Annotated in this window: 16 protein-coding genes and 2 pseudogenes; 7 read left to right on the plus strand and 11 right to left on the minus strand. The window is 55.0% G+C overall.

Annotated elements, in window-relative coordinates; translation table 11 throughout:
- The first annotated feature begins 17 nt into the window (after positions 1–17).
- Positions 18–455: an NUDIX hydrolase gene (locus ACZ1G5_RS08945; RefSeq protein WP_472732507.1), complete on the plus strand. Its 438-nt coding sequence runs from the start codon at positions 18–20 to the stop codon at positions 453–455.
- On the opposite strand, the gene ACZ1G5_RS08950 is transcribed toward ACZ1G5_RS08945, so the two are convergent.
- A complete protein-coding gene (locus tag ACZ1G5_RS08950) occupies positions 444–1,238 on the minus strand; it encodes a hypothetical protein (protein ID WP_472732508.1) in 795 nt (264 codons plus the stop codon). The genes ACZ1G5_RS08945 and ACZ1G5_RS08950 overlap by 12 nt on opposite strands.
- Positions 1,239–1,371: 133 nt before the next feature.
- Here ACZ1G5_RS08950 and ACZ1G5_RS08955 point away from each other — a divergent pair, with 133 nt between their 5' ends.
- Positions 1,372–2,586 carry an argininosuccinate synthase gene (locus ACZ1G5_RS08955; protein WP_472732509.1) on the plus strand — a complete coding sequence of 405 codons (1,215 nt, stop codon included), beginning with the start codon at positions 1,372–1,374 and terminating at the stop codon, positions 2,584–2,586.
- Here ACZ1G5_RS08955 and ACZ1G5_RS08960 read toward each other — a convergent pair.
- Together ACZ1G5_RS08960 and ACZ1G5_RS08965 are read right to left on the minus strand one after the other, a co-directional pair.
- The gene (locus ACZ1G5_RS08960; protein WP_472732510.1) at positions 2,583–3,281 is read right to left on the minus strand and encodes a sulfotransferase-like domain-containing protein; all 699 of its coding nucleotides are present in this window, start codon (positions 3,279–3,281) and stop codon (positions 2,583–2,585) included. The genes ACZ1G5_RS08955 and ACZ1G5_RS08960 overlap by 4 nt on opposite strands.
- Before the next feature lie 52 nt (positions 3,282–3,333).
- Positions 3,334–4,233, minus strand: a complete 900-nt coding sequence (locus ACZ1G5_RS08965) for a D-amino acid aminotransferase (protein WP_472732511.1) — start codon at positions 4,231–4,233, stop codon at positions 3,334–3,336.
- A 134-nt stretch (positions 4,234–4,367) separates the two neighbouring features.
- Between ACZ1G5_RS08965 and msrA the strand changes: the two genes are divergently transcribed.
- Positions 4,368–5,000 carry a peptide-methionine (S)-S-oxide reductase MsrA gene (gene msrA / locus ACZ1G5_RS08970; protein WP_472732512.1) on the plus strand — a complete coding sequence of 211 codons (633 nt, stop codon included), beginning with the start codon at positions 4,368–4,370 and terminating at the stop codon, positions 4,998–5,000.
- Here the strand turns inward: msrA and ACZ1G5_RS08975 are convergent.
- Both ACZ1G5_RS08975 and ACZ1G5_RS08980 read right to left on the minus strand, forming a co-directional pair.
- Positions 4,991–5,857: a ribokinase gene (locus ACZ1G5_RS08975; RefSeq protein WP_472732513.1), complete on the minus strand. Its 867-nt coding sequence runs from the start codon at positions 5,855–5,857 to the stop codon at positions 4,991–4,993. The genes msrA and ACZ1G5_RS08975 overlap by 10 nt on opposite strands.
- Positions 5,857–8,112, minus strand: a complete 2,256-nt coding sequence (locus tag ACZ1G5_RS08980) for an NADP-dependent malic enzyme (protein WP_472732514.1) — start codon at positions 8,110–8,112, stop codon at positions 5,857–5,859. Before ACZ1G5_RS08980 ends, ACZ1G5_RS08975 begins: the two co-directional genes overlap by 1 nt.
- A gap of 122 nt (positions 8,113–8,234) precedes the next feature.
- On the opposite strand from ACZ1G5_RS08980, the pseudogene mutS reads away from it, so the two are divergent.
- Positions 8,235–10,861, plus strand: a pseudogene (gene mutS / locus ACZ1G5_RS08985) (DNA mismatch repair protein MutS).
- A 1-nt stretch (position 10,862) separates the two neighbouring features.
- Here mutS and ACZ1G5_RS08990 read toward each other — a convergent pair.
- From ACZ1G5_RS08990 to hrcA, 3 genes and pseudogenes are all read right to left on the minus strand, one after another.
- Entirely contained in the window at positions 10,863–11,963 is a 1,101-nt protein-coding gene (locus tag ACZ1G5_RS08990) for a TPM domain-containing protein (RefSeq protein ID WP_472732515.1), read from the minus strand.
- Positions 11,960–12,518, minus strand: a pseudogene (locus tag ACZ1G5_RS08995) (nucleotide exchange factor GrpE). The gene ACZ1G5_RS08990 and the pseudogene ACZ1G5_RS08995 overlap by 4 nt, the downstream one beginning before the upstream one ends.
- Before the next feature lie 11 nt (positions 12,519–12,529).
- Positions 12,530–13,594, minus strand: coding sequence for a heat-inducible transcriptional repressor HrcA (hrcA, locus tag ACZ1G5_RS09000; RefSeq protein WP_472732516.1), 1,065 nt, complete (start codon positions 13,592–13,594; stop codon positions 12,530–12,532).
- Between the two features lie 115 nt (positions 13,595–13,709).
- Between hrcA and rph the strand changes: the two genes are divergently transcribed.
- The 3 genes from rph to hemW are packed head-to-tail and all read left to right on the plus strand — an operon-like array spanning position 13,710 to position 16,175.
- Positions 13,710–14,417 carry a ribonuclease PH gene (rph, locus tag ACZ1G5_RS09005; protein WP_472732517.1) on the plus strand — a complete coding sequence of 236 codons (708 nt, stop codon included), beginning with the start codon at positions 13,710–13,712 and terminating at the stop codon, positions 14,415–14,417.
- Complete coding sequence (rdgB, locus tag ACZ1G5_RS09010) at positions 14,417–15,025, plus strand: RdgB/HAM1 family non-canonical purine NTP pyrophosphatase (protein ID WP_472732518.1); 609 nt, start codon at positions 14,417–14,419, stop codon at positions 15,023–15,025. The genes rph and rdgB overlap by 1 nt, the downstream gene beginning before the upstream one ends.
- A complete protein-coding gene (gene hemW / locus ACZ1G5_RS09015; RefSeq protein WP_472732519.1) occupies positions 15,018–16,175 on the plus strand; it encodes a radical SAM family heme chaperone HemW in 1,158 nt (385 codons plus the stop codon). The genes rdgB and hemW overlap by 8 nt, the downstream gene beginning before the upstream one ends.
- Here hemW and ACZ1G5_RS09020 read toward each other — a convergent pair.
- From ACZ1G5_RS09020 to rsmG, 3 genes are read right to left on the minus strand one after another with little or no spacing between them, the layout of a single operon-like run.
- On the minus strand, positions 16,172–17,059 hold the full coding sequence (locus ACZ1G5_RS09020; protein WP_472732520.1) for a ParB/RepB/Spo0J family partition protein: 888 nt from the start codon (positions 17,057–17,059) through the stop codon (positions 16,172–16,174). The two genes, hemW and ACZ1G5_RS09020, sit on opposite strands and share 4 nt — an antisense overlap.
- Positions 17,059–17,868 carry a ParA family protein gene (locus tag ACZ1G5_RS09025; RefSeq protein ID WP_472732521.1) on the minus strand — a complete coding sequence of 270 codons (810 nt, stop codon included), beginning with the start codon at positions 17,866–17,868 and terminating at the stop codon, positions 17,059–17,061. The genes ACZ1G5_RS09020 and ACZ1G5_RS09025 overlap by 1 nt, the downstream gene beginning before the upstream one ends.
- Entirely contained in the window at positions 17,861–18,478 is a 618-nt protein-coding gene (rsmG, locus tag ACZ1G5_RS09030; RefSeq protein ID WP_472732522.1) for a 16S rRNA (guanine(527)-N(7))-methyltransferase RsmG, read from the minus strand. The genes ACZ1G5_RS09025 and rsmG overlap by 8 nt, the downstream gene beginning before the upstream one ends.
- Between the last annotated feature and the right edge of the window lies 1 nt (position 18,479).

Raw genomic sequence — 18,479 nt, forward strand, 5'->3', positions numbered from 1 at the left:
GTCCAAGGGGGCAAGCTATGATCAGACGGTATGGCGACACGCCAGTACCCGGACAACGGTACAAAATGCGCCCCGGCGTTTATGCTATTTTGCCACGCGACGGCATGCTGCTTTTGACCTATCAGGCCGCGCCCCATGATGAAATTCAACTGCCCGGTGGTGGTATCGACCCCGGCGAAAGCCCCCTGACAGCACTGCACCGCGAGGTTTTCGAAGAAACCGGCTGGCGGATCGGCGCACCACGCAAGCTTGGCGCGTTCCGACGGTTCGTGTTCATGCCCGAATATGACATGTGGGCGGAAAAGCTGTGCCATATCTATCTGGCGCGACCCGTACGCGCACACGGCCCAGCGCGCGAAAAAGGTCATAGCCCGCTGTGGATGGCACCATCTGACGCAGTTTCCGTGCTTTATAACGAAGGCGACGCAGCCTTCGTTTCAGCCCTAGTCGATTAAGGGCCGCTTTTCGATTAAATGGCCATAGAGGGTGGTCAAGATGCTGACACCCAGCATCAGCGTCAGCCATTGGACACAAATCTCGAACACAAATCCAATGATAGGCAACACGTTTGAAATCATGCTTGTCGCGAATGACGCCAAACCGTTGATCAGCATCAAGAGGAACGCGACACCAAGGATCGTGCCCGCCATGCCTTTTGTCGCCTCCCACGCCTGTCCCATCGAGATGGGTTCGCCGACTGCAACCGAAGGCAGCGCGATGCCGATCCGAAACCACACAAATGCCAAAACCCCAGCCACTGCGACAAAGACCAACATCGCAGGCAGCAACGATCCCGCGCCCGCGCCGCCAGAGACAAACGGTGATGCGACAAGGCCCACAACAAAGAATAACGGAATAGCGATCAGGAAAATCAGTAAGCCATAAAGGACAGAGCGACCAACATAGGGCCAAATCGGACGATCTGAGACGGCAGGCAATACCCCTGCGTAGTCCTCAAGCAAAATGAACCGGTGCCAGGAAACTGCGACCCACGCGACAATGAATAACGTAAAGGGAATAAGCGCCAACAACACCAAAAAGATCACCGGGCTCATCTCCTGTACGGCCAAGTCGAGGTTGGGGCCCGCATTGACCTGCGACACGGCGTTGCCGCCGATTGCGAAAGCAATGAGATAGCCAACAATCATTATGGCATACGGCCCGACCGACACCCGCAGCGCCTGCCCCAGATTGCCAAAAATCATGCTGAACGCGTGTCGAATAATCTGAAATGCCATTGTGCGCCTCACCTGTCTTTGCAGAAACTGAGGTCGCACGGTCAATCACCTGCGTCAACAGTGTGATCCTTGCCCCCCCGATGAAAAACGCTATCGCGCCATTCAAGAAACACTGACGCAAAGGCGCATACGCATGACCGCTCCGAAGAAAGTTGTTCTGGCCTATTCCGGTGGCCTTGATACCTCGATCATCCTGAAATGGTTGCAGACCGAGTATAACTGTGAGGTCGTGACCTTCACCGCCGATCTGGGTCAGGGCGAGGAACTGGAACCTGCGCGCAAAAAGGCCGAGATGATGGGTGCCACATCCATCTATATCGAAGACCTGCGTGAAGAGTTTGTCCGCGACTTTGTTTTCCCGATGTTCCGGGCCAATGCGCTTTATGAAGGGCTTTATCTGCTGGGCACCTCCATTGCGCGCCCTCTGATTTCCAAGCGTCTTGTTGAAATTGCCGCCGCTGAAGGTGCCGATGCGGTATCCCACGGCGCAACCGGAAAGGGCAACGACCAAATCCGGTTCGAACTGGCCGCTTATGCGCTGAACCCCGAAATTAAGGTCGTCGCCCCGTGGCGCGAATGGGATCTGGGCAGCCGGACCAAGCTGATTGAGTTCGCCGAAAAGCACCAAATTCCGATTGCCAAGGATAAACGCGGCGAAGCACCCTTTAGTGTGGATGCCAACCTGCTGCACACATCATCCGAAGGTAAGGTTCTGGAAGATCCAGCCGAAGAAGCGCCAGAATACGTGTATCAGCGCACCGTTTCGCCCGAAGAGGCGCCTGATACTCCAGAAATGGTGGAAATCACATTTGAACGCGGCGATGCGGTTGCCATCAATGGTGAAATGATGTCGCCTGCAACCATCCTGACCAAGCTGAACGAGCTTGGTGGTAAACACGGCGTGGGCCGTCTTGATCTGGTGGAAAACCGGTTCATCGGCATGAAATCACGCGGCGTCTATGAAACGCCCGGCGGCACCGTGTTGCTTGAGGCGCACCGCGGGATTGAGCAGATCACCCTGGATGCCGGCGCCGGGCATCTAAAAGACAGCATCATGCCGCGCTATGCTGAACTGATCTACAACGGTTTCTGGTTCTCGCCTGAGCGCGAGATGCTGCAAGCGCTGATCGACAAAAGCCAAGAACACGTGTCGGGAACAGTCCGCGTCAAACTTTACAAAGGGTCAGCCACGACCGTGGCCCGTTGGTCCGATCAGACGCTTTATTCGGAAGAACACGTGACGTTCGAGGATGACATGGGTGCCTACGACCAGACAGACGCGCAGGGGTTCATTCAACTGAACGCACTGCGGTTGAAGCTTTTGGCGGCGCGTAACCGTAAGGGCTAAAGCTTTATCTGAGCGAGCTTTTCATAGTGCGGCATCGCAAGGTGCCGCATTTTTTCTTGAGTTTCGTCCAATGCAGGCACCGGCCCCTCTGCTCCGGCGAACCCTGTGCTTTGATGGACAGCGTTGTACCAGTGTTTCGCCCAAACCCCATCTTCTTTGCGCGGGCCCGGCGGCCAGTTCAGCATCGCGGGATCAAAGGCGAGGTTGATCGCTTCGCACAGCTTGCGCAGCATGCCTTCGGGGTCTGCACGGATATCTGAACTGTCGATGACAAAGCCGCCGAGTTTTTCATAGATCGCTGCCTGTTGCATGTAACCGATGTCTTCCAGCGTCATCTCATCGCGTTTCGCCCCATAGCTGGCAATTACGCGGGCTGGATGGCGGATCAGGTGGATATTCACGCACTCTTTTGCCCAGTCGAGTGGGAAGCCGTTCATCATATGATGCGGCATGTGTTTCATATAGAAATGTGCTTTTTGGGCTGGAATAGTGTCTAAACAACGCTTTGCAACGACCGCTGGATCGGTCTCGTGCGTGGCCATGATTTCAGCCTTCATTGGGTGATCTGCGCCGGTTGCCTTGAGGTAGGGCGCATAGAACGGTTCGTCCCAAATGGCGAAATCTGCGCGGTTTCCGAAAGCGTACATCATGGCTGTCGACAGATTTCGGGGGCCCGACCACATGGCAATTCTCATGAGCAATACCCTGTACAGATGCTGTACAGAACCTGTATGTACACTCCGTATTTCACGCGCGATCCACGAGGTCTTTATAGAGGCCGCGCAAGCGTTCGGTCATCGGACCCAATTCGCCCGAACCAATGAGCCGGCCATCAATTGTGCTGACAGGCGTTTGGGCACCGAAGGTCCCGGTCAAGAATGCCTCGTCCGCTGAATAGGTATCGACAAGGCTGAAGTTGCGTTCATAAACCGGAATGTCATTGGCGCGGCAAAGGTCGATGACCTTTTGGCGGGTGATCCCATTCATACAATAATCACCAGTACTGGTCCAAACCGCGCCATTTTTGACGATAAAGAAGTTGCAGGCATTGGTCGTGTTCACAAAACCATGCACATCCAGCATCAGCGCCTCATCCGCCCCCGCCTTCTGCGCGGCGATACAGGCCAAGATGCAATTCAGTTTAGAGTGACTGTTCAGTTTCGGGTCCTGCGTCATCGGCAGCCCGCGCTGATGCGGCACGGTGGCAAGCGTGATGGGGCGCGGGATCTTGGGTTGCGAATGCTCCATGATGATCACGAAAGTCGGACCCGATTGCGACAGACTGGGGTGTTGGAACGGGCGCACCTTCACACCCCGCGTCACCATCAGCCGCGCATGGACGTTATTGGTCATCTGATTTGCAGATTGTGTGTCTAACAAAGCAGAAATCACGCTTTTTCGATCCATCACAATATCTAGATCAATAGCCTTGGCAGCCTCAAACAGACGGTCAATGTGTTCATTCAGAAAGGCCCATTTGCCATCATAAAGGCGCAGCCCTTCCCACACGCCATCGCCAAGCAAAAAGCCGCTATCATAGACGCTGACCATTGCCTGCGCCTTTGGCACGATCCTGCCGTCCACGTAGATCTGGATGTTCGCATTGCGGGCATCATCTTGGGCTTGATGGGTGGTGACTTTTGACATGGCGCTCTCCGATTTCGACAAACGCTAGGACAGCGACCCAAATGTTCCAAGCAGTAAAGAGGCCGTGATACCAGCGCGAGGTCGTTGCGTGCCGGATGATTTGGTTGAAAAGGTGTGCACAAAGGAGACTTCTTATGTTCAGATCGATTGCCTTGGCGTTTGCCTTGTTGCCCGTGGCCCAAACTGCCGTTGCCGAAGACATTCAAACCGCCATTGTTGCTGGTGGCTGTTTTTGGTGTGTCGAAAGTGACTTTGAAAAGGTGCAGGGCGTGCAAGAGGTCGTCTCTGGCTATACTGGCGGCACGACAGCGGACCCAACCTACAGTGCGATCAAGGGATCAGGACACTATGAGGCGGTTGAGATTACATATGACGCAGATGTCGTCACCTACAGTCAGCTGTTGCATGCTTTCTTTCGGTCGATTGATCCCACCGATGATGGTGGGCAGTTTTGTGACCGCGGCGCGAGCTACCGAACAGCAGTTTTCGTCTCTAACCCAGGGGAACGCGCAGCAGCAGAGGCTGCTAAGGCATCAGCGCAAAACGCACTTGGCCAGCGTATTGTGACGCCGATTCTTGAGGCGGCGACCTTTTACGAAGCCGAGGAAATCCACCAAAACTACTATCGCGGTGATCGTCGGATCATCACGCGACGTGGTGTCAAAACACAGGCCGAGGCCTACAAGTTCTACCGCAATGCTTGCGGACGTGATCAGCGTGTTTCAGAACTTTGGGGTGATGCGGCCCCGTTTGTAGATCAAAACTGAAACGCCTGAACCTCTGACAGATCGGGGATAACATCGGCGGTACCGTGGCGCATGACCATCAAGGCACCGGCTTTCGTGGCCTGCCGGATTGCTTGGGCCATCGGGATATCACGGTCCAGACCGGCCAGCACATAGCCGGTGAACGTATCGCCTGCGCCAGTGGTATCGACTGGATCGACCTTGATGGCCGGAAAGTGTTCTTTGCCGCTGGTTCCATACCAGTCTGCTCCATCGGCACCACGGGTCACGATGACATCTCGCACAGGCAATTCGCTTGGCGTTTGGCCCGTCGCAACATGTAGCTGATCGGCCTCAACCGCGTTTAAGATGAGAAAATCAAGGTAAGGCAGCACTGCTTGCACCCGGTCCGCATCAAAAGGTGCAGCGGCATAAGCCACTTGTAAGCCGAGCTTTTTGCCCATTTCCGCAGCGGTCCGTTGCAGGTTCGTTTCGTTCTGAATGACCAGCCAATCGCCTGTCTCTGCCTCGGCCATTGCTGCCTGCAATGTGACTTGCGGGATTTCTGTATTTGCACCCGGATGCAGGACGATCGCGTTTTCGCCAGCCGGGTCGACCATGATGATCGCCTGGGCTGTTTCAGTCTCTAACACAGCGATATTGCGGGTATCGACGCCATATTCCAGCAAACGCTGAACAGCCCAGCGCCCATCTTCGCCAACTGCGCCGATATGATGAACACGGGCGGCGGCGCGAGCGGCGGCGACCGACATATTGGTACCCTTGCCGCCCAAAAACACCTCGCGCTTGGTTGATGACAGCGTTTCACCCGGTGCCGGGATGTGAGGAACGCTATAAACGAAATCAGCGTTAATTGACCCGAGGTTCCAGATCGCCATCAGTCAACCTTGCATGCGGCGATCACCGCCATGTTGAGGATATCATTGACGGTCGACACTGTAGAGCAGATTTGGATCGGCTTGCCGATACCGGACAGAATTGGGCCGATCACGGTTGCCCCCGCCATTTCCTGCATCAGTTTGACCGAGATTGATGCGGAATGGCGCGCCGGCACGACCAAGACGTTGGCTGGGCCTGTCAGACGTTGGAACGGATAGTTTTCCTGTGCTTGCGGATTGAGTGCCACATCGACGGTCATTTCGCCTTCATACTCAAAATCCGCTTTACGGGCGTCGAGGACTTTGGGCGCCTGGTGCATCTTTTCAGCCCGTTCTGACACAGGATACCCGAAGGTTGAGAACGACAGGAACGCAACGCGCGGGTCCAGCCCCAGTTCGCGCGCGACGGCAGCCCCCCGTTCCGCGATATCAGCAAGGTCGTTTTCATCCGGCCATTCGTGAACCAGCGTATCTGAGATCAGCACGATCCGCCCGTTGTTCAAAACCGCAGTAACACCAACCGCACCATGATGCGGTTCAGCGTCAAAGACATGGTTGATCAGTTCCAGGATATGCGCGGATTTCCGGGTGGCGCCCGTCACCATGCCATCTGCATGCCCATGTGCAAGGATGAGTGCCGCAAACACATGGCGGTCACGCGCGGCAAGGCGGTGCACATCTTGTGCGTCAAACCCTTTGCGTTGCAGGCGTTTGTAAAGAAAGTCTTTGTAGGTTTCGAGGTGGGGGGTGGTCGCCGCATTCACGATCTCAAGCTCTTCTACGGCTTCGGGCAGACCTTCTGCGGTCAGCTTTTCCTTCACATCATCGGCGCGCCCAACAATCAGCGCTTTGCCCATGCCAGAGCGTTGATACATGACTGCTGCACGTAGAACGCGTGGATCGTCCCCTTCGGCAAACACCACAGTGGATTGGTTGGCGCGCGCACGCGCGTTCAGGCTACGCAGGATTGACTGGGTTGGGTCCATCCGGGATTTGAGCGACAGTTCATAGGCGTCCATATCGACGATGGGCCGTCGCGCGACGCCGGTTTTCATGCCCGCTTGGGCCACCGCCGTGGGAATGCGGTGGATCAGGCGGGGATCGAATGGCGTAGGGATGATGTAATCGCGCCCGAACGTCAGTTTCTTACCGTAAGCCATCGCGACTTCGTCGGGAACGTCTTCGCGGGCTAGGGCGGCCAATGCTTCGGCGCAGGCGATTTTCATTTCGTCGTTAATCGCGCGGGCATGAATGTCGAGCGCGCCGCGGAACAGGTACGGGAACCCCAGCACATTGTTGACTTGGTTCGGGTAGTCGCTGCGCCCCGTAGCAACAATCGCGTCCTCGCGAACAGCGTGCGCGTCCTCTGGTGTAATCTCGGGATCAGGGTTCGCCATGGCGAAGATAACAGGGTTTTCCGCCATGTTAGACACCATTTCTTGGGTGACGGCCCCTTTTGCGCTGACCCCTAGAAACACATCACAGCCCTTCATCGCGTCATCCAGCGTGCGTGCCTTTGTGTTGGCGGCATGGGCCGATTTCCATTGGTTCATCCCTTCGGTCCGACCTTGGTAGATGACCCCCTTGGTGTCAGCCATGATGCAATTGTCATGCTTGGCCCCCATCGCCTTGAGCAATTCAAGGCAGGCGATGCCCGCAGCACCAGCACCGTTCAGCACGATCTTGACGTCTTCGATTCTCTTGCCGGACAGATGCAACGCATTCAGCAGACCGGCGGCGCAAATAACAGCTGTCCCATGCTGATCGTCGTGAAAGACAGGGATATCCATCTGCTCTTTCAGCGTTTGTTCGATAATGAAGCATTCAGGCGCTTTGATATCTTCGAGGTTGATGCCGCCAAAGGTGGGGCCCATCAGCTTGACCGCTTTGATGAATTCTTCGGGGTCTTCGGTGTCCAGTTCCAAGTCGATAGAGTTCACATCGGCAAAGCGTTTGAACAGAACCGACTTGCCCTCCATCACTGGCTTACTGCCCAGCGCGCCAAGGTTACCGAGGCCAAGAACAGCAGTCCCGTTCGAGATGACAGCAACAAGATTGCCTTTGTTTGTATAGTCGTAAGCCGTTGCCGGATCGGCCGCTATTTCTTCACAGGGAATCGCAACGCCGGGGGAGTAAGCCAACGACAAATCCCGCTGTGTTGTCATCGGGACAGTCGCCTGAATCTCCCATTTGCCCGGGCTGGGCTGCATGTGGAATTGCAGCGCATCTTCGCGGGTCAGTTTATTCTTTGACATGTTGTCCCCCCAGTTAGAGCACAAGACATAGCGGGTTCTCACACAAGGCCGCAACGGGTTCATTTCGGGGTTTCGTCGCTAACATGGACTGTTAATGTGCGCAGGATGATCCGGGGGGATGTATGAGCAGCACCAAAAGCACCACAACGCCGATGATGGCGCAATATCTGGAGATTAAGGCCGATCATCCCGATGCCCTGCTCTTTTATCGGATGGGTGATTTCTACGAAATGTTCTTTGATGATGCTGTTGCTGCGGCAGAGGCGCTGGATATTGCGCTAACCAAACGTGGCAAACATGACGATCAGGATATTCCGATGTGCGGCGTGCCACATCATGCCGCCGAAGGGTATTTCCTGACCCTGATCCGTAAAGGATTTCGTGTTGCAGTCTGCGAACAAATGGAAAGCCCAGCTGAGGCTAAGAAACGCGGCTATAAGGCAGTTGTGAAACGCGAGGTTGTGCGACTTGTCACGCCCGGCACGCTGACCGAGGATTCATTGCTTGATGCCCGGCGACATAACTTTCTGGCCGCATTTCATATGGTGCGGGATGAGGGCGCGCTGGCGTGGGTCGATATCTCGACCGGCGCTTTTCATGTCATGCCATGTCCGGGGTCCGCGTTGGGGCCGGAACTGGCACGTTTGACGCCACGCGAAGTGATTGTCGTGGATGGATCAGAGGCCGATTGGGCGGGAATAGTGTCTGATTCCGGTGCAACGCTCACAACTTTAGGCGCCGCCGCGTTCGACAGTACCGCAGGTGCCAAACGACTTTGTGCGCTTTACAAAGTCGGCTCTTTGGATGCCTTTGGTGGTTTTGAGCGCGCCGAAATCGCAGCAATGTCTGCCGTGGCCGAATATCTTGATATCACCCAAAAAGGTAACTTGCCCCTGTTGCGCCCGCCCGTGTTAGAAGGCCAATCCGCCGCGATGCAGATTGACGCCGCAACGCGCCGATCTTTGGAAATGACACATGCCATGACCGGCGGACGTCAGGGCTCGCTTTTGCATTGCATTGATCGTACTGCGACCGCAGGCGGTGCGCGATTGCTCGAACGGCGTCTTTCTTCGCCATCATGCAATGCTGATGTGATCCATGCGCGGCATGATGCGGTTGCGTTTCTGGCTGAGCATACGCGTTTGGCTGAAGACATACGCGATGCTTTGCGTGGTGCGCATGATTTGGATCGCGCCTTATCGCGGCTGGCGCTGGATCGCGGCGGTCCGCGCGATATGGCAGCCATTCGAAACACAATTGGGCAAGCTAATGCCTTGGCTGGGTATTTGCCTGCTGAATTGCCGGATGTCTTGGGCACAGCGGCACAGGATTTGACGGGTCACGATGCCTTACTGGCGCTTCTCGATGATGCTTTGATCGCTGAACCGCCACTTTTGTCGCGTGACGGAGGGTTCATCGCGCCGGGGTATGATGCCGATCTTGATGAGGCGCGCACTTTGCGTGATGAGGGCCGGTCCGTGATTGCCAGCATGCAGGCCGACTACATCGCGACGTCTGGTGTGTCTTCTCTCAAGATCAAACATAACAACGTGCTTGGCTATTTTATCGAAACGACGGCGACCCACGCTGACAAGATGATGGCCGCACCGCTGAACGAAACCTTCATCCATAGGCAAACCACGGCCAATCAGGTGCGATTTACGACTGTTGAGCTGTCAGAGATCGAGACGCGGATTCTGAACGCGGGCGGGCGGGCGCTTGAGATTGAAGAGCGGCTCTATTCCAGCCTAAGTCAGTCAATTATCGCAGAGGCGGGACCACTTGGCGCGCTTGCCCGTGCACTGTCTGAGTTTGATCTGACGGCGAGCCTTGCCCATCTGGCTGTTGCTGAAAACTGGGTGCGTCCCAAGATTGATGACAGCCGCGCATTTGAGATCACCGGTGGGCGGCATCCGGTGGTAGAGGCCGCACTTCAGAAAGACGGTGCGCCCTTTGTTGCAAATGATTGTGGACTGACCGAAGCACCAATCTGGCTGCTGACCGGTCCGAACATGGCCGGTAAGTCGACCTTTTTACGCCAAAACGCGTTGCTGACAATCTTGGCCCAAATGGGGAGCTTTGTGCCTGCCACTGCTGCCCATATTGGGATTGTGAGCCAAATCTTTAGCCGGGTCGGTGCATCTGATGATCTGGCGCGTGGGCGATCGACGTTTATGGTCGAAATGGTCGAGACGGCAGCGATTTTGAACCAGGCCGATGATCGTGCGTTGGTGATTTTGGATGAAATCGGGCGCGGTACCGCGACTTATGATGGTTTGTCGATTGCCTGGGCCACGTTAGAGCATTTGCATGACGTGAACCGTTGTCGCGCACTGTTTGCTACGCATTACCATGAGATGTCCGCGCTTTCGGCCAAGTTGGATGGCGTGGATAATGCCACCGTCGCGGTGAAAGAGTGGGAAGGTGATGTGATCTTCCTGCATGAAGTGAAGCGCGGGACCGCGGATCGCAGTTATGGGGTGCAAGTTGCGCGATTGGCCGGGTTACCGGCGGCCGTTGTGGAACGTGCGAAGGTCGTTCTGGAGGCATTGGAGAAGGGCGAACGCGAAGGGGGAGCACCCAAAAGGCGATTATCGACGATTTGCCTCTGTTCTCGGCCACGCCTGCCCCGGCACCTGCCAAGGCCACGGTTTCTGAGGTGGAAGAACAGCTTAAGACTGTGCTGCCAGATGATCTGACACCCAAGGAAGCTTTGGCGCTGATTTATGAACTCAAAGCGAAGCTTTAAATCACCAGCGCCCGCTTGCGCCGCCGCCGCTGGAACGTCCGCCACCGCGCGAGCGCGAGCGTGACGATGAACGGCTGGATGAGCTGGATGATCGTGAAGATCGGTCGCGCGGTGTGGTGACTGGGATGACCCGATGTTCAATGGATTCGTGGTTACAGTTGTGACAAGACCAGGTGATTTCGCGCTGGCCGGGGGCCGTGGTTGACGGCATGGACGTGACAAGGCTGCGCCCTTCCAGCGTGCGGTGGTTGCAATTGCTGCAAGCGCCGTAGGTTTTCTGCTTGGTTGGATAGGACTCAATCGTGATGTGATCGCATTTATCGCAGTACCAGACATCGTGATCGATTGATTTCAGGCGTTCCTCCAATTGCTGGCCGGGGGTCAGCACTTCGTCTTCTGTTTCTTCCAGATAGCGCCGCATACGGCTGCCATCATTTGGGCATTTGCGCGCATGGTCGCGCTGCCAACGGCGGTACAGCCTGCGCGCAATGGGGACCGCCGGAACAAGCAGCAACCAAAGCCATGCCCCCAAAAACGTGACAATACCAACAAGAAAACGTTTCGTCTGATTGATGGCGTGTTGAAAGCCCGAAATGTCATATTCGCCGGGATAACGATCCGTGACCTGATAGATGATTTCATCAACGCCAGCAGCGATCCCTTTGGGATAATCGTCCAGTCGGAGATAGGGGACGATTTGTTTGTTGATGATCCGTTGCATAGGACCATCGAGGCTTGATCCATAACCTGCGCCAACCTCGATCCGCAGCTCGCGATCATTGTGAGACACCAGCAACAGCAGACCATCGTTGCGCGTCGCATCGCCAATGCCCCAATCGTTGAAAAGACCTGTGGCGAAACTTTCGATGGATCCGGTGTGACCGTAGTCTGACATCCGTGGGATCGTCAGGACGGTAAACTCAATTTCGCGCGCCTCGTAGAGTTCTTCGAGGGTATTGCGCAGTTTGTCTTCCTGCGTGTCTGTCAGCAGGTTGGCATAGTCATTGACGAAAAAATCGTTGTCGTCAGGAAATGTTTGCGCAGCAGCCGGGGACGCGCAGAGCAGAAGAAGAACCAGCCCAGCGCGCCATATCTGCATCATGATGCTGGCGTGGACGAGACCCCAACCTGTGCGGGACGCAACAGGCGGTCGTGCAGCATGAACCCTTCGGCGGCCACCTGGATGATTTCACCCGCTTTGGTGCCGGGAACCGGTGCTTCGAACATCGCCTGATGCATCTGCGGATCGAATTCTATCGCCGACTTCAGGTGTAATAGGGTCAATGCCGTGTTTCTTGAACACGCTGATCAGCTCGCGCATTGTGAGCTCAACGCCTTCCAACAAGGCTTTGTTCACTTCCTGCTCGGCCTCATCCGATGCCTGCAAGGCGCGGCGCATGTTGTCGTAGACAGGCAGCATATCGCGGGCAAGTTTGGAACCGCCGTAGTTTTCGGCCTCGCGCCGGTCGCGGTCCGCACGTTTTCGGACGTTTTCGGAATCAGCAAGGGCGCGCATGAACTTGTCGCGGAAATCATCCCGTTCGGCACGCAATGCCTCGATCTCATCAAAGCTGGCTTCGGCGGCATCAAAATCAACGTCATCACCTTCGGCGGCGAGTTCATCAAGGCTTTGCAATTCTTCGTCTTTTTCAGACATTTCTTTTCCCTTTAAGAGCGGTCAGCAATCATTTTTCCAACCAGCTTGGCAGTGTAATTCACAATCGGCACGATGCGCCCGTAATTGAGCCGTGTTGGCCCGATCACACCGACCGCGCCAATAATCTTTCGGTCGGCGTTCATATAAGGGGAAACGACCAGAGATGAACCCGATAAAGAGAACAATTTGTTCTCTGAGCCGATAAAAATGCGCACGCCTTCGCCTTCTTCGGCCAGATCAAGGAATTGGGCGATGTCGCGCTTGCGCTCGAGATCGTCAAAAAGGGTACGGATTCGTTCCAGATCCGCCTCGTTCTCGCCCTCACCCAGCAGGTTGCCGCGGCCACGCACGATCAAACGCTCGGTCGCTTCGCCCTCGTTTTCCCACAAAGCGATCCCATCTTGGACAAGCGCGGCGGCAAGCGTGTCGATTTCCTGACGACGTGCTACGATTTCTCGGGCGATGACGGCACCCAGTTCTGACAGCGTATGACCTTCGGCGATAGCATTAAGAAAGTTTGCGGCTTCACGCATGGACGATGGCGTTTGTCCCGGTGGCGGCGTAAAGACGCGGTTTTCAACATGACCATCTGCAAAGACCAATACGACAAGCGCGCGATCTTGCGACAGGGAAACGAATTCGATGTGCTTGATGGGTGCTTCATGCTTGGGGGTCAGCACGAGGCTAGCGCCGCGGGTTACGCCGGACAGGGCAGTGCCCACCTGATCCAGAACGGACGTGACGTCCCGATTATTTGTTGTCAGTGTTTTGTCGATTGTTTCGCGGTCCTTGCCATCAAGATCACCTACCTCTAGCAGACCATCCACAAACATCCGCAATCCAAGCTGTGTCGGGATGCGCCCTGCACTGACATGTGGACTTCCCACCAAGCCTAGAAATTCAAGGTCTTGCATGACGTTGCGAATAGTCGCCGCACTGATCTTTTCAGAAAAGTCGCGCGTCAGCGTCCGCGATCCAACAGGTGCACCGCTTTCGAGGTATCCTTCCACCACGCGCTGAAACACCTCACGCGACCGGGCGTTCATTTCGTCGATATTTGGCGGTTGTTCGGTCATCGCGTCCTCTGTTGAAGGCTGGGCAATTAAAACGAAACCTGCGGGGGCGTCAATCGGGGTTGGATTTCATATGTGGGCAGCGTATCCCCGCAGTGCAACCGATAGGAGAGACCCCATGCGTCCATCAGGCCGTCAGACGAACGAAATGCGCGAAGTTTCCATTGAAACAGGCGTGACGATGCATGCCGAGGGCTCTTGCCTGATTAAATGCGGGAATACGCATGTTTTATGCACCGCGACGATTGATGAACGGGTACCGCCGTTTTTGAAAAACTCGGGTCTTGGCTGGGTGACGGCGGAATACGGCATGCTGCCACGTGCGACGAACACGCGCATGCGCCGTGAGGCAAAGAATGGGCAATCGGGGCGGACGCAGGAAATTCAACGCTTGATCGGGCGGTCTTTGCGGGCTGGCGTCGATCGTGTGGCATTAGGCGAGCGTCAAATCGTTGTTGATTGCGATGTGATACAGGCCGATGGCGGCACCCGTTGTGCGTCGATCACAGGTGGTTGGGTTGCTTTGAAGCTGGCTGTGCAGAAATTGATGAAAGCCGGTGATGTGATCAGCGATCCGTTGATTGATCCGGTGGCGGCGATTTCTTGTGGGATTTATGCAGGGCAAGAGGTGCTTGATCTGGATTATCCAGAAGATAGCGAGGCGGGCGTTGACGGGAACTTTGTCATGACCGGTGGTAAGCTGATCGAGATTCAGATGTCTGCGGAAGGGTCCACGTTTACACGGGCGCAGATGGATGGGCTGGTTGATCTGGCTGAAAAGGGGGTTGGTGAGTTGACTGCGATCCAACTGGCGGCCGTCAGCTGATGCGGCGCTTTGACGGCAAAGAACTGGTCATCGCGACCCATAACCAGGGGAAGCTGGAAGAGATCGCTGATCTTTTGCGGCCTTACGGTGTGTCTTTGACGTCAAACGCGGATCATGGGTTGCCAGAGCCGGAAGAGACCGAAACCACCTTTGTCGGGAATGCGCGGATCAAGGCGCATGCTGCGGCTAAGGTGACAGGTTTGCCAGCATTGTCAGATGACAGTGGGATCGAGATTGACGGGTTGGGTGGCGCACCGGGCGTCTATACTGCGGATTGGGCAGAAACACCCAATGGTCGCGATTTCAAAATGGCGATGGAGCGGAGTTGGGCGGAGTTAGAGACTGTTTCTGCCCCTTTTCCCCGGACGGCGCGGTTTTGCTGCACATTGGTTCTCGCCTGGCCTGATGGTCATGATGAAGTGTTTCCCGGTGTGATGCCTGGCCAGATCGTCTGGCCGATGCGGGGTGATCAGGGGCATGGATATGATCCGATTTTCCAGCCCGATGGCTATGACATCACCTTTGGTGAAATGGACCGTTGGGAAAAGAACAAGATCAGCCATCGGGCGGATGCGTTTACCAAACTGATCGAAGGTTGCTTTGCCTGAAGATTGGGAACACGGGGGCTTTGGCCTTTATATCCACTGGCCGTTTTGTCAGGCGAAATGTCCCTATTGCGATTTCAACAGTCATGTTGTGGCCCATATTGATCAACGCGCGTGGGCTGCGGCCTATCTGAGTGAGATTGATCGTATCGGTGCCGAAACGCAGGGGCGCGTGCTGCGATCTGTGTTTTTCGGTGGTGGCACGCCCAGCTTGATGGATCCGGATGTTGTTGACGCGATCTTAACGAAAGTGCGCGCAACGTGGACTATCGCAAACGATATTGAGGTGACGTTGGAAGCGAATCCAACATCAGTTGAGGCCGGTCGTTTTGCCGGTTACCGCGATGCCGGGGTAAATCGGGTGTCGATGGGGGTTCAGGCGCTGAACGATCCGGACTTGAAGGCTTTGGGTCGGTTGCATACAGCGTCAGAGGCAATGCAAGCCTTTGATATTGCCCGTGATGTCTTTGATCGGGTCAGCTTCGATCTGATTTATGCGCGGCAGAACCAAAGTCTGGCTGCATGGGGGGCGGAACTGCAGCAAGCGCTTGATTTGGCTGTGGATCACCTGTCGCTTTATCAATTGACCATTGAAGATGGCACAGCTTTTGGAGATCGGTATGCCGCCGGCAAACTGCGTGGTCTGCCGGATGAAGATATATCTGCGGATATGTATGCGTTGACGCAGGACGTCTGTGGAAAAGCAGGTTTTGCGGGATACGAGGTTTCTAACCATGCCCGCCCCGGAAGTGAGAGCACACACAACAAGGTCTATTGGCAGTACGGCGATTATGCTGGGATTGGGCCCGGTGCGCATGGTCGATTGACACTGGGATCTGTGCGATACGCCACTGAGGCGCCGCGCGCACCGGCACGTTGGCTTTCGCAGGTAAGACAGACGGGCAATGGTGACTTGTGCCGGGAACGCTTGTCGTCGGATGATCAGTTTTCAGAGTTTTTATTGATGGGACTGCGGTTGTGCGAAGGTGTATCGCGATCACGGTTTCCACAACTCTCAAGTGAAAATTATCTTAATAAAATCAATGGCTTGAAAGATATTGGAATGGTGGAGACTGACGCTGACACGCTGCGGTTGACGCCGAAAGGATACCCTGTCTTGAATGCGGTTTTGCGGACGTTGCTCGAAGACTAACCGCCCGATAGCGCCCGCAAAAGATCATCAAGCTGATCAAGTGATTTATAACCAATCACCATCTTGCCACCATCTGCGCCCGCCGGATGATCAATCGTGACCTTCATCCCAAGCGTTGCAGAGAGTTCATTTTCAATCTGTACCGTGTCTGCATCTTTGGGAACTGGCGCACCGGGCAGAGATCGCCTTTTGATTGCCGGGCCCTTCTTGGCCAATTGTTCGGTTTCACGCACAGAGAGTTTTCTTTGGATCACCTCGCGCGCAAGCTCTACAGCGTTATCATGGCCGACCAGTGCACGCGCATGGCCCGCAGATAATTGACCCGAGATCAGATAGCGTTGAACCTCTTCTGGAAGGTTCAACAGGCGAAGCAGGTTTGCGATGTGGCTACGGCTTTTGCCCAACGCGGATGCAAGCTTATCTTGTGTATGACCAAATCGATCCATCAACTGCTTGTATCCAGCGGCTTCGTCGACGGGGTTTAGATCCGCCCGTTGGATGTTTTCAATGATCGCAATTTCAAGAACCTCGGTGTCATTGTAATCACGCACCAAGACGGGGATTTCATGAAGCTTTGCCTTTTGGGCGGCCCGCCAGCGACGTTCACCGGCAACAATTTCGAATGTCTCGGAATCAGCCGGCGATCGACGCACGATCAGAGGCTGAATGATGCCCTTTTCTGCGATCGAAGCGGAGAGGTCGTTTAACGCATCTTCGTCAAAGGTACGGCGCGGTTGATCAGGATTAGGCTGCACCTGCTCAATGGGCACAACGAGATCCGGACGCTGCGGTTGCGTTTTTGGGGCTTCATCTGCAGCCACATCCGACATCAAAGCGGAAAGGCCACGACCGAGGCCGCGTGCTTTCTTTGTGTTGCGCGCCATTATGCGGCCCTCTTTTTCTTTGTTCTTTCGGTAAGCTCAGCAGCGAGAGCCCGGTACGCCAGGCTACCTTTGGACCCGCTGTCATAGTTCAAGACTGGAACAGCGAATGATGGTGCTTCGCTCAGACGTACATTGCGTGGAATGACTGTCTGGAAAACCATATCGCCCATATTTTCGCGTGCATCGTCTTCGACCTGCAAAGACAGATTGTTTCGGCCATCATACATGGTCAGAACAATACCTTCGATCCGCAAGTCGGGGTTTGCTGTTTGGCGTACGTCCCGGACCGTTAATATCAGTTGCGATAGGCCTTCGAGCGCGAAGAATTCGCTTTGCAAAGGAACGATAAGGGAATGCGCGGCAACCATCGCATTTACTGTCAATATGTTGAGAGATGGCGGGCAATCAATCAATATATAGTCGAACCCCATCAGCATCGCATCATCATTCCGCAAAACATCACGCAAAAGGAAACTGCGTTTTGCATTGTCGATAAGTTCCAGATCAGCAGAGCTTAGGTCAGTTGTTGCAGGAACGATGCTGAGGCGATCAACAGCGGTCTTTTTAATCGCATCCTTAAGACTAACGTCGCCTGCGATAAGGTCATATGTCGTAGCCTCGCGCTGATCGTGATCAATACCCAGACCGGTCGATGCATTTCCCTGCGGATCAAGATCGAATAAAAGAACACGCTTGCCTTGTTCAGCCAAAGCTGCGCCAAGGTTGATCGTGGTTGTTGTCTTGCCAACGCCACCCTTTTGGTTCGCGATGGCGATAATGGCAGGACCCGTTTTTGCGTTATCAGCCAATGCGATTGATCCTTTGAATGGCAAGTATCCGGGCCTCAGGATCAGTGAAACTGGGATAATCTTCAAGGTCAAACGACCAGTTCTTTTGCGCTTCGGCAACTTCTTGTTTGACCTGCCGCCCCTTATGCAAAAGTGCGACCCCTTTTGGATCCAAATGCCTATGCGTCAGGCCAAGAAGTCCAGATAATGCGGTAAGAGCTCGTGCTGACACAATATCTGCGCCCTGTGGTGGCGATGCCTCGATCCGTTCTGCTATAACCTCAACTGGCAAGATCAGTTCACGGGCGGCGGTTCGCAAGAAAGTCGCCTTGCGTTGATCGCTTTCAATCAAAACGAATCTTGCATTTGGTCTGTCGCTCTTTCCAAGAATCGCCATAACAATGCCGGGAAACCCGCCACCACTCCCGATATCGACCCATTTTTCATAGTGTTGCGGTGCATATCGGTACAATTGGGCGGAATCAACGATGTGCCGGTGCCAGATTTGGTCAGTGCTTCCCCGCGCGATAAGGTTAATCTTTGGAGTCCATTTTGCCACGAGGGCTTCAAAAGCCTCCAATTCTGACATTGTTTCACGTGAAACATCAATGCCAGCAATCTCTAACGTCATC

This window comes from Yoonia sp. JB2-21 (assembly GCF_055693545.1).

Bases quoted from the DNA above. Each gene is read 5' to 3' on its own strand.
- ACZ1G5_RS08945 (WP_472732507.1), top strand. From the start codon at position 18: ATGATCAGACGGTATGGCGACACGCCAGTACCCGGACAACGGTACAAA.
- ACZ1G5_RS08950 (WP_472732508.1), bottom strand. From the start codon at position 1,238: ATGGCATTTCAGATTATTCGACACGCGTTCAGCATGATTTTTGGCAAT.
- ACZ1G5_RS08955 (WP_472732509.1), top strand. From the start codon at position 1,372: ATGACCGCTCCGAAGAAAGTTGTTCTGGCCTATTCCGGTGGCCTTGAT.
- ACZ1G5_RS08960 (WP_472732510.1), bottom strand. From the start codon at position 3,281: ATGAGAATTGCCATGTGGTCGGGCCCCCGAAATCTGTCGACAGCCATG.
- ACZ1G5_RS08965 (WP_472732511.1), bottom strand. From the start codon at position 4,233: ATGTCAAAAGTCACCACCCATCAAGCCCAAGATGATGCCCGCAATGCG.
- msrA (WP_472732512.1), top strand. From the start codon at position 4,368: ATGTTCAGATCGATTGCCTTGGCGTTTGCCTTGTTGCCCGTGGCCCAA.
- ACZ1G5_RS08975 (WP_472732513.1), bottom strand. From the start codon at position 5,857: ATGGCGATCTGGAACCTCGGGTCAATTAACGCTGATTTCGTTTATAGC.
- ACZ1G5_RS08980 (WP_472732514.1), bottom strand. From the start codon at position 8,112: ATGTCAAAGAATAAACTGACCCGCGAAGATGCGCTGCAATTCCACATG.
- ACZ1G5_RS08990 (WP_472732515.1), bottom strand. From the start codon at position 11,963: ATGATGCAGATATGGCGCGCTGGGCTGGTTCTTCTTCTGCTCTGCGCG.
- hrcA (WP_472732516.1), bottom strand. From the start codon at position 13,594: ATGACCGAACAACCGCCAAATATCGACGAAATGAACGCCCGGTCGCGT.
- rph (WP_472732517.1), top strand. From the start codon at position 13,710: ATGCGTCCATCAGGCCGTCAGACGAACGAAATGCGCGAAGTTTCCATT.
- rdgB (WP_472732518.1), top strand. From the start codon at position 14,417: ATGCGGCGCTTTGACGGCAAAGAACTGGTCATCGCGACCCATAACCAG.
- ACZ1G5_RS09020 (WP_472732520.1), bottom strand. From the start codon at position 17,059: ATGGCGCGCAACACAAAGAAAGCACGCGGCCTCGGTCGTGGCCTTTCC.
- rsmG (WP_472732522.1), bottom strand. From the start codon at position 18,478: ATGACGTTAGAGATTGCTGGCATTGATGTTTCACGTGAAACAATGTCA.